10 protein-coding genes and 3 pseudogenes are annotated in these 8,875 nt (G+C 67.0%); 4 read left to right on the top strand and 9 right to left on the bottom strand.

The window, feature by feature from the left end:
• From ASG86_RS20915 to ASG86_RS20905, 3 pseudogenes are all read left to right on the top strand, one after another.
• Positions 1-643, top strand: a pseudogene (locus tag ASG86_RS20915) (HNH endonuclease signature motif containing protein); the annotation flags it as partial.
• Between the two features lies 1 nt (position 644).
• Positions 645-850, top strand: a pseudogene (locus ASG86_RS21180) (HNH endonuclease signature motif containing protein); the annotation flags it as partial.
• A 1-nt stretch (position 851) separates the two neighbouring features.
• Positions 852-1,145, top strand: a pseudogene (locus tag ASG86_RS20905) (HNH endonuclease signature motif containing protein); the annotation flags it as partial.
• A 150-nt stretch (positions 1,146-1,295) separates the two neighbouring features.
• Here the strand turns inward: ASG86_RS20905 and ASG86_RS04210 are convergent.
• Positions 1,296-1,970 (bottom strand): TetR/AcrR family transcriptional regulator, encoded by a 675-nt coding sequence (locus tag ASG86_RS04210; RefSeq protein ID WP_442854287.1) that lies wholly within the window; start codon positions 1,968-1,970, stop codon positions 1,296-1,298.
• 128 nt (positions 1,971-2,098) lie between these two features.
• On the opposite strand from ASG86_RS04210, the gene ASG86_RS04205 reads away from it, so the two are divergent.
• Positions 2,099-2,365 carry a hypothetical protein gene (locus ASG86_RS04205; protein WP_056330682.1) on the top strand — a complete coding sequence of 89 codons (267 nt, stop codon included), beginning with the start codon at positions 2,099-2,101 and terminating at the stop codon, positions 2,363-2,365.
• Between the two features lie 53 nt (positions 2,366-2,418).
• Here ASG86_RS04205 and ASG86_RS04200 read toward each other — a convergent pair whose 3' ends face one another.
• The 8 genes from ASG86_RS04200 to folP are packed head-to-tail and all read right to left on the bottom strand — an operon-like array spanning position 2,419 to position 8,868.
• On the bottom strand, positions 2,419-3,348 hold the full coding sequence (locus ASG86_RS04200) for a 4-phosphopantoate--beta-alanine ligase (RefSeq protein ID WP_056330679.1): 930 nt from the start codon (positions 3,346-3,348) through the stop codon (positions 2,419-2,421).
• Positions 3,349-4,242, bottom strand: a complete 894-nt coding sequence (locus tag ASG86_RS04195; protein WP_056330677.1) for a Rossmann-like and DUF2520 domain-containing protein — start codon at positions 4,240-4,242, stop codon at positions 3,349-3,351.
• The gene (locus ASG86_RS04190) at positions 4,235-5,944 is read right to left on the bottom strand and encodes a PH domain-containing protein (RefSeq protein WP_056330674.1); all 1,710 of its coding nucleotides are present in this window, start codon (positions 5,942-5,944) and stop codon (positions 4,235-4,237) included. The genes ASG86_RS04195 and ASG86_RS04190 overlap by 8 nt, the downstream gene beginning before the upstream one ends.
• Positions 5,941-6,453, bottom strand: a complete 513-nt coding sequence (locus tag ASG86_RS04185) for a PH domain-containing protein (protein ID WP_056330671.1) — start codon at positions 6,451-6,453, stop codon at positions 5,941-5,943. Before ASG86_RS04185 ends, ASG86_RS04190 begins: the two co-directional genes overlap by 4 nt.
• Positions 6,434-6,982, bottom strand: a complete 549-nt coding sequence (locus tag ASG86_RS04180; protein WP_056330668.1) for a DUF3180 domain-containing protein — start codon at positions 6,980-6,982, stop codon at positions 6,434-6,436. Before ASG86_RS04180 ends, ASG86_RS04185 begins: the two co-directional genes overlap by 20 nt.
• On the bottom strand, positions 6,979-7,524 hold the full coding sequence (gene folK / locus ASG86_RS04175) for a 2-amino-4-hydroxy-6-hydroxymethyldihydropteridine diphosphokinase (RefSeq protein ID WP_056330665.1): 546 nt from the start codon (positions 7,522-7,524) through the stop codon (positions 6,979-6,981). The genes ASG86_RS04180 and folK overlap by 4 nt, the downstream gene beginning before the upstream one ends.
• Positions 7,521-7,913: a dihydroneopterin aldolase gene (gene folB, locus ASG86_RS04170; protein ID WP_056330662.1), complete on the bottom strand. Its 393-nt coding sequence runs from the start codon at positions 7,911-7,913 to the stop codon at positions 7,521-7,523. The genes folK and folB overlap by 4 nt, the downstream gene beginning before the upstream one ends.
• A gap of 13 nt (positions 7,914-7,926) precedes the next feature.
• Positions 7,927-8,868, bottom strand: a complete 942-nt coding sequence (gene folP / locus ASG86_RS04165) for a dihydropteroate synthase (RefSeq protein ID WP_056330660.1) — start codon at positions 8,866-8,868, stop codon at positions 7,927-7,929.
• Positions 8,869-8,875: the final 7 nt, after the last annotated feature.

Here is an 8,875-nt window from a genome sequence, read left to right as displayed (position 1 = left end):
CCGGCGACACCGCCTGCGCCATCTGGAACCGCACCACCGCCACCGCCCGCGGCCTCCAAGGCCCCAACGAACCCCGCACCATCACCCAACTCCGCCCCGACATCGCAGCATCACTACTCCTCGGCACCGGAACGCCTGCGCGTGAGGCTGCTGCGGGTGAGGCCGCCGGGAGGACCGGTGATGCTGCGGGAACGGGTGCAGGCAGCGTTTCCGGTACCGGGAGCGCTGCGGGGAGCAATAGTGATATTGGACGAGTCCCCACCCCGCGGGCCGACGTGCTGGTCATGGTCCCGGCGTTCTCCCTCCTCGGCCAGACGGACGAACCCGCGGTACTGGACGGTTTCGGCCCCATCCCGGCGTCCATGGCCCGCAAACTCGTCGCGGACGGGGCGGAATCCTTCTACCGGGTCCTGGTCGACCCCCGCGACGGAGCCCCCCTGGAGATCGGACGCCAACGGTACCGGCTCCCCGAAACCATCAAACAATGGATCCGGATGCGCGACGGAAAATGCACCTTCCCCGGCTGCAGCAACCACACCCCGGACAACGACACCGACCACCTCACCGCCTGGGAACACGCCGGCACCACCGGCACCAACAACCTGGCACAACTCTGCCCAAAACATCACCGCCTCAAACACGCNGACAACGACACCGACCACCTCACCGCCTGGGAACACGCCGGCACCACCGGCACCAACAACCTGGCACAACTCTGCCCAAAACATCACCGCCTCAAACACGCCCGGCCATGGATCCCCGACCCCGCCACCCACAACGGACCGCCCGGCTGGACCTCACCCACCGGCCGCCACTACAAACCCGAACACCCAGACCCCGAACCAACCCANTGGATCCCCGACCCCGCCACCCACAACGGACCGCCCGGCTGGACCTCACCCACCGGCCGCCACTACAAACCCGAACACCCAGACCCCGAACCAACCCATTGGCCGCCGGGACTTTTTCCGATGCCCGCTGTAACCCAAGGTGTAGATCCCGGCCCGGACGACCTTCCACGTTGGGAACCCGAGGACCCCGAATTCATCGACCTCGACGACCTCTCACCAGAGGACCCGCTCTGGGATGACTTCTTTAGGATGCCGTTTGCGCAATTCCCGGACTCGGTTGGTGCCGGAGTGTAGCTCCTGCGGGGTTAGCAACGTCGCACTGGAGCAATTTGCGCAGTGGAACAACGCTTGATGGAGCACTCCAAAATGCAGCAACCCCGAGGCGGAGAGGCTGGGACCGGAGGGACGCTGGGCCCGGTTGGAGGCTTGGTCCTATATTGGGCGCTATGCCCTGTGGTGCTCGATGAGCCAGCGCGCCATCTGCTGGGCACGCTCGGCCGCCTGCAGGTCTCCCTCTGTGGCGGAAATAATGGAGCCTTTCATCAGGATGTGCCAGGAGCGCGAAAATTCCTCCGGGCGGACCAAACCGGCTTCTTCCGCCAACCCTCGCACGTGCCCGCGGACCTTGGCCAGATAATCGATGCTCGCCTGGCCCAGGGGGTGGGATGGACCCATCTCCAGCAGGACGTTGATAAAGGCACTGCCTTCGAAATCGTCCTGCTGGAACCAGTCGCCGAAGACGTCGAAAATTGCGAGTAACTGCTCAATGGGTGTGCGGCCGCGGCTCCGGGCCTTGGAAATGATGCTGTCCTCGGTCCACTGCTTATCCCGTTGTTCGAGAAAGGCGAGGACCAGCGAATCCTTGGAGGGGAAGTGCCGGTAGAAGGTGGCTTTCGCTACGCCCGACCGCTCAATGAGCTCGTTGACGCCCACATCCCTGATCCCGCGCCGCGAGAACAACTCGTATGCCACGGTAAGGATCCGCGCCTCGGGATTCGAATGACCAGCAGGCGAAGGGTGTCCCGATGCTGCCGGCACCCGCGAGGACGCTGGGGAGGCCAACAAAGGAGACTCGGTGGCGGATGCCCGGGGCGATGAAGTCTTGGGCTCTGGATTCATCACATCCATGGGGCCATTCTGCCACGAGACAGACTTGTCTTTCCCGCGGTAGTGTTTGTCCTACGTGCAGTGCATTTGAACGGCGCAGTGGTTCCCCGGCCACTGCAGGTTGATGCAAGGAGGCCACTATGACAGTAGAGCGGTTGGTCGAAAACGTGCCCCCGGCTCCCGAGCCGTGGATTCCCAGTGACACCCCTGAGGAAATCCGCCAGTTCGCCATTAAATCGCTTCGATGGCAGGCCCAGGAGATTATCGACGAACAGCTTTCAAGCACGGACCCGGCCGAAGAACTGTCCAGGGCACGGCTCCGTCAATGCGTCGCACGCAACCCCGGGCGCCCCGAAAAGGCACTCTTGGAACAGCTGATGGCCAGCGGGGACGGACTGAATCTCTAACCCGCCGCTCTCCTTCCCAACTTTGCGAAACGGCAACCTGGGCAAACGGAAAATTAGGAACTGAGCGGCATGTTGTCGATCAGCCGCACTGGACCAACTTTGGCGGCGATGAGCGCCAGGGCCTCCCCGCGGAAAGGGGTCTCCCGGCAGTTCTCGGCCAGCGGTTCGAGGGTTTCGGGATCCACCACTTCGAAGTAGTCGAGTTCAACCATGGGCTGGGACTCAACCAGCGCCAGCGCGGAATCCAGGTCCAGCGGGTCATGGGCATTTGCCCGGTCCTCCAGCAGGCGCAGTGCCCTGGACAGGACCAGCGCGGCGTCCCGCTCCGCCTCCGAAAGGAAACGGTTCCGGCTGGACAAGGCCAGCCCGTCCTCTGCCCTGACCGTTGGCACGCCGACGATTTCGACCGGAAAGTTCAGATCGGCAACCATCCGCCGCACCAGGGCCAACTGCTGCGCGTCCTTCTGCCCAAAGTAGGCCCGGTACGCGGGCAGGCCGCCGGCCCGGGAAGCGTCATCGGCGGAACCGGCAGGAAGACCTGCGGCCGGCATGCCGTAATGGAGCAGCTTTGCCACAACGGTCAGGGCGCCGTCGAAGTGTCCGGGCCGGGATGCACCCTCCCACTTTTCACCGAGGCGGCCGGATGTCACCCGTACTAATGGCTCTCCGCCGGGGTAAACCTCCTCCACGGCCGGCGCGAATGCCAGGTCGACGCCCTGCTCCTCCAGCAGCGCAAGGTCCGCGTCCAGCGTCCTGGGGTAGCGGTCCAGGTCCACGGCATCGCCGAACTGCAGGGGGTTGACGAAGATGCTCGCCACCACAACGTCGTTGTGTTCGGCGGCGGTGCGCGCCAGTGCGGCATGGCCTTCGTGGAGTGCGCCCATGGTGGGCACCAGGCCCTGCGATGTACCGCGCCTGGCGCCAAGGAGCCTGGCGCTTTCCGCGTGCAGTTCGTGAACGGTCTTGACGAGTTGAATGGACATTCAGTCCTCCTTCGGTTCGAGGGCCTCGCGCAGCCCCTTCAGCTGGTCAGGTTTCAGAAGTCCCCGCCCTTCTGCCCTAAGGGCTGTGGCCCGGGCCATCGCAAGGTAGGCCTCGAGCACGTCGCCATGCCCGCCGCCGTCGAACTCCCGCAAAGCCTCGGCATGGGCACGGACCGTTCCCACGTCCCCGCGGGCCACCGGTCCGGTCAGCGCCGACTCCCCCGATGCCAGTGCGTTTTCCAACGTGGCCCTCAGCAATGGACCCAGCATTCGCTCGGGCCTCTCCACCCCAACCTCGCGCAGGAGCTGGGACGACTGGGCTACCAGGGTGACCAGGTGGTTCGAACCGTGCGCCAGGGCTGCGTGGTAAAGCGTCCTGTCGGCCTCGGCGATGGCCACGGGTTCCGCCCCCATCTCCACCACCAGCGCCTGGGCGATGGGCAACATGGCGGCATCGGCCGTCACCCCGAAGGTGCAGTCCAGCAGCCGGGTGAGGTCCAGGCTCATGCCGGTGAACGTCATGGCCGGGTGCAGCGCCAGCGGAACGGCACCGGCTGCGCGCACAGGATGCAGCACGCCCACCCCGAACCGTCCTGAGGTGTGCGCCACCAGCTGGCCGGGCTGCCATGCCCCCAGCTTCGCCAGCCCGTCCACCAGGCCGGGCAGTGCGTCATCCGGCACGGCCAGCAACACCAGCTCCGACCGCTCGACAATGTCCTGCACTTCCAGGACGGGCACGCCGGGCAGGAGTGCTTCAGCCCGTTCCCGGCTTGCGTCGGACACGGCTGACACCCCGACGACGGCGTGCTCGGCCGCGCGCAAAGCCGCGCCAAGCACGGCTCCCACCTTGCCGGCACCGATGATTCCGACGCCGAGGCGTCCGGGCTTAGCCATGCTGCTGGCCTTCCTGTTGGTAATGGTCCCGCGCCTTAGCGGCTGCTGCGTCGGTTGTGTCCCCACGGGCCGGCGCATCGGGCATCGGCACGCCAGGCGCCGCGGCGCCGGGCAGTTGCAGGGCACCCATCGGCGTGGGCGCAACTGCCGGAACAACCTGCCGCAACCATTGTTCGGTGGTTTGCCGCTTCCGCGCCAGCCGGGCGCGTGCCGACTGGTCGTCGAAAAGCTGCCGGGCCTCGTCCAGCCCGGCCTGGACCAGCCGGGGGGCCACCGGCCCGGCCGTCGTATGGAGGACCAGGTCCGCCACCCGGAACCGGCGCGCCAGGGGTCCCTGCTGGAGTGCCAGCGACTGTGTCCGCTGGTGGGGAACCAGCACCAGCTCCCGCCACCAGCGCCCGGAGCGGATCAGCAGGGCCGTGTCCGTTGCGGTAAACCCGTTGCGGCGCCACGCGAGGGGCGCCAGCAGCCGGGCCCGGCGCGGCGTGGTGACGAATCCGCCGTCGGAATCCTTGCCGTTAAGGCCGGCGGTAAACACCAGCCCGGGCTGGGGGGTCCCCGGGTCCGGAAGGACCAGCGACAGCATGGCCACGACGTCGGGAAGCTTTCCCACCGGCAGGAGGATGGTCCTGGTGTTACCCTCGGCGGCGTTGCCGGAAACCCCGTAGCCGGCCGCGTTCACCTGCATCCGGTACCAGCCGAACGGACGCCACAGTGGCGGCTGGGCAACCTTCACCGCCTGGATCCTGCCTGGTGGAAGCGTCTGTGCCTGGGTGTCCAGGAGCCCGTACCGCAGCCGGATGCCGTCGGGAGAAACCGCTGCCGTGAAGTTGAACCCCTTGTTGAAGAAGTTCCAGTAGCCGGCCGCCAGGCCCAGGGCCGCGGGCACCAGGTAGAAGTAGAAGGCGCGGTTGTCCGTCAGCGTCGACAGAACCACCGAGGCGATGCCGCCCACCACGATAAAGACGCTTTGCTCGCTCAGGATCAGCGATCCCAGAAGGCGCGACGGCGGCACGGACAGGACAGTGGTTTCCGGGGCCTCGGGTGCGGGCCGGGCAAGGCGCTCCGGGCCTGCAGGGCCTCCGGGACGGGCAGCTGCCGCGGCATCAACGCCGGCACCTGTGACAACACCGGCGGAGGCCCCGGACGCCTGAGCCAGGATGGTGGCACGCAGCTGCCGGGCATCCTCGAGCTTCAGATAGGCCAGGCGCACCGCTGATTCGCCGGCGTCGGCTACCTCGAATTTGAGTTCGGCCAGGCCGAAGATGCGGGCCAGCAGGGGTTGAACGATGTCAATGGCCTGCACCCGGTCCAGCCGCGCCTGCCGGTGCTGGCGGAAGATGAGCCCGCTGTCGACCCGGACGTAGCCGCCGCTCACCTGGTACTTGGTGAAGTACCAGGTGAGGACAAACCCCAGTACCGCGACGGCCAGGACCACCGCCCCACCGCCCAGGAGCCATGGGGCGCGCCTGGCAAACCCGTCCTCGAACACGGGCTGGCCCTGCAGCGTCCGCTCGAAGAGGTCCCGGCCAAAGAAGAAGGTGATAGCGGCCAGGGCAACCCAGCCGCGGACGAAAGGTGAGGCAGGATGCACCCGCAGCCACCCGTCGTCGGGCGTTCTGTTGGTTTCCGGGCTGCCCTGGGAAGGTGGAGGCGCAGGCGGCTCCCCGGGCGGGCCGGGCAGCTGGCCGTCAGTGGTCACAGTCCCGCCAGCCTGGCTTCGCCGCGGGCGGCCAGCTGTTCCCGGAGCCGCGCACCTTCCGCTGCCGGCAGGCCGGGAATGCGTGCGTTCGTGCCGGGTGACGCGGTGTGCAGCTTGACGCTGCACAGCCCCAGCGCGCGTTCCACGGGCCCCACCGCAATGTCCACGTACTGCATCCGCCCATAGGGAACGGCCATGGTCCGCTGGAAGAAGATGCCGCCCCTGATCAGCAGGTCGTCATCGCGCTCTGCGTAGCCGATGGCCCGGACCTGGCGCGGAATGAGCACCAGCCGCCACAGGGCGGCCAACAGCGTGGCGGACGGGACGGTGATGGCGAGCCACAGCGGCGGCCACCGCCACCAGCCCAGGAGGACAAACACCAGTGGAGCGGACAGGACCAGCAGGGTGACAAGGTTGGCAACGGCCCATTCCACCAGCCGGACTGTAATGTATTTCGGCGAGACACGCTGCCAGGCGATACCCGGCGGGTCAATCGCCTCGGTACGCATATTCGCCTTCCCCGGCGGCTTCCCCGCGGGCTGGGCGGCCCTTCTTCCCATCTATGCTGTTGGTGTCGCCGTCTTCCGGGGGAATCCTGCAGAACCGCTCCACCAGGAGCCCCACCACGATCATCACCAGGCCGCCGCCGGCCATGGCCAAGGCCAGCCAGGTGATGCCCTGGTCGCTGCGGAGGCTCCAGATCCGCAGCTGGTCCAGGAAGATGCCCACGTGCCAGCCCAGCAGCACTGTTCCGGCATAAGCGCATGCCTGGGCCAGGACCAGCGTCCGCGCGGCCAGAAGGGGGTCCAGCTGCGTTTTCCTGGCCGTGCTGTTGGGCTTGACGCTGTTGCGCCACCTCAGTACCCGGATGCCCAGGATCAGTGTGATGATAACGATGACGCCCATGGTGGCAAGCGCCGTAGCGGGCAGGACAGGAGTGGCCATGCTGTACCGGCTGGTGACTACCGTGGCCGCCCAGCCCGCCACCGCAAGGATGACGCAGATCAGCAGCAGGCGCAGCGGGTTGATCGGCTTCATCGCTCCTCCACCGCTCCCGCCGTGGGCATGCCGTCGAAGTCGCCGAACCCGTCGAACGGGGCAAGGTCCCCGAAATCCGAAGCCCGCGTTGCCAGCGTGCTGATCCGTTCGCCGTCCAGCGTGGCGGCGGGTTCGATGAGTGACCAGGGGTAGAGGACGAAGGCCCGTGATGCGGCGCGCGGGTGCGGGAGGGTCAGCGTGGGATCGTTGCTGCGGAAGTCCCCGTATGTGATGATGTCGACGTCGAGCGTCCGCGGCCCCCAGTGGACCTCACGGACGCGGTGGTGCTTGTTCTCCACCGCCTGGCAGTGTTCCAGCAGCTCCTGCGGGGTCAGGCTGGTCTCCACCGTGATGACCATGTTCAGGAAGTCCGGCTGTCCCGCGGGTCCGCCCACGGCTTTGGTCTGGACGATGGGTGAGACGGCAAGGAGCCGGACCTCAGGCGGGTCCACCAGGTCGGCCACGGCCTCCGTCAACGTTTCGTTGCGTTCACCAAGGTTGCTGCCCAGGGCAAGCACGGCCTTGGTGTAGGTCCCGTTCACGTCTGCGCCCCGGACATGGCCGGGCCTGCGGGGACCCGTTCCCTGTGGACGGTGACCGCCACATCGCCGAAGGGGACCTCGATGGGGGCCTGTGGTTTGTGCACGGTGATGTCCACGGCGTTGAGCTTGAATTCGGACAGGAGGCTGTCTGCGATCCGCACCGCGAGTGCCTCGATGAGGTTGAGGGGCTCGCCGGTAATCCACTCGGTAATACGCTGCGCCACCTCACCATAGTGGGCGGTGTCCCGGACATCGTCGGACTGCGCCGCTTCGGTGAAGTCCAGGTGGAGCACCGCGTCTACGACGAATGGCTGGCCCTCACGGCGTTCGAAATCGAAGACGCCGTGATGGCCCACGGCCGTCACTCCGGTCAGCGTAATCCTGTCCATGGGTCCCCCGGCCCTATTGTTTTTGGGGTACGGCGGCTTGTGCCGGGGACGCTGCGGCCATGCGTGCAGCAACCTTGACGGCGTCAAGGCTGGATCCAACCTCGTGCACGCGGACCGCCCAGGCCCCGCGGTACGCGCTGATGGCGGTGATGGCCGCCGTGGCAGCATCGCGTTCCTCGGGGGCGGCGGCCTTGCCGGCAACGGTGAGCAGGGTGCCGAGGAAACGTTTGCGGGAGGCGCCCACCAGGACCTTGTGGCCCAGGCTGTCCAGCCGGTCCAGGTTCTGCAGCAGTTCCCAGTTCTGGGCGTCGTTCTTGGCGAACCCCAGGCCCGGGTCGATGATGATCTGTTCCTGGCTGACACCGGCGGCGTACAGCTTGTCCCGCACTCCTGCCAGCTCCGCCACCACTTCCCCGGCAACATCCGAGTATTCGGCAAGCGAGTTCATGGTGCGCGCGTCCCCGCGGCGGTGGGTGAGCACGTACGGCACCTTGGAGGCCGCCACGAACTCGGCCATTTCGGGCTCGATGCTCAGGCCGGAGATGTCATTGATGATTGCTGCGCCGGCCTTTACCGCTGCTGCAGCCGTCGAGGCGTGGGTGGTGTCGATGCTGACCAGTGCCCCTGCCTTCACCAGGGCCTCGATCACGGGCAGGACGCGGCGCTGTTCCTCGTCCGGGGTCACATCGTCAGCCCCGGGCCGGGTGGATTCACCCCCGACGTCGATGATGTCGGCGCCCGCGTAGAACATCCGCAGGCCGGCAGCGATGGCAGTGTCTGCCGTGGCGTGCTTTCCGCCGTCACTGAAGGAGTCCGGCGTGACGTTCAGGATTCCCATGACCAGGGTGCGGCCAGTGGGCAGGTCCGCGAAGCGCGCCGCCGGGCGGGGCTTGCGCAGGATGGGCAGCGGGGAGGTTGCGGGCCCCGTTCCAGGGGCTGCAGCGAGTGAATCCATGGTCTGT

The sequence above is a fragment of the Arthrobacter sp. Soil764 genome (genome assembly GCF_001428075.1).
Lineage (GTDB): Bacteria > Actinomycetota > Actinomycetes > Actinomycetales > Micrococcaceae > Arthrobacter.
The sequence above is the reverse complement of the archived record's forward strand: the minus strand, read 5'-3'. Positions and strand labels throughout refer to the sequence as shown.

What these genes read in the sequence shown, in the direction of transcription:
- ASG86_RS04195 (WP_056330677.1), bottom strand. Translation starts at nt 4,242, where the DNA reads ATGGCTAAGCCCGGACGCCTCGGCGTCGGAATCATCGGTGCCGGCAAG.
- folP (WP_056330660.1), bottom strand. Translation starts at nt 8,868, where the DNA reads ATGGATTCACTCGCTGCAGCCCCTGGAACGGGGCCCGCAACCTCCCCG.
- ASG86_RS04205 (WP_056330682.1), top strand. Translation starts at nt 2,099, where the DNA reads ATGACAGTAGAGCGGTTGGTCGAAAACGTGCCCCCGGCTCCCGAGCCG.
- ASG86_RS04180 (WP_056330668.1), bottom strand. Translation starts at nt 6,982, where the DNA reads ATGAAGCCGATCAACCCGCTGCGCCTGCTGCTGATCTGCGTCATCCTT.
- ASG86_RS04210 (WP_442854287.1), bottom strand. Translation starts at nt 1,970, where the DNA reads ATGAATCCAGAGCCCAAGACTTCATCGCCCCGGGCATCCGCCACCGAG.
- folB (WP_056330662.1), bottom strand. Translation starts at nt 7,913, where the DNA reads ATGGACAGGATTACGCTGACCGGAGTGACGGCCGTGGGCCATCACGGC.
- ASG86_RS04200 (WP_056330679.1), bottom strand. Translation starts at nt 3,348, where the DNA reads ATGTCCATTCAACTCGTCAAGACCGTTCACGAACTGCACGCGGAAAGC.
- ASG86_RS04185 (WP_056330671.1), bottom strand. Translation starts at nt 6,453, where the DNA reads ATGCGTACCGAGGCGATTGACCCGCCGGGTATCGCCTGGCAGCGTGTC.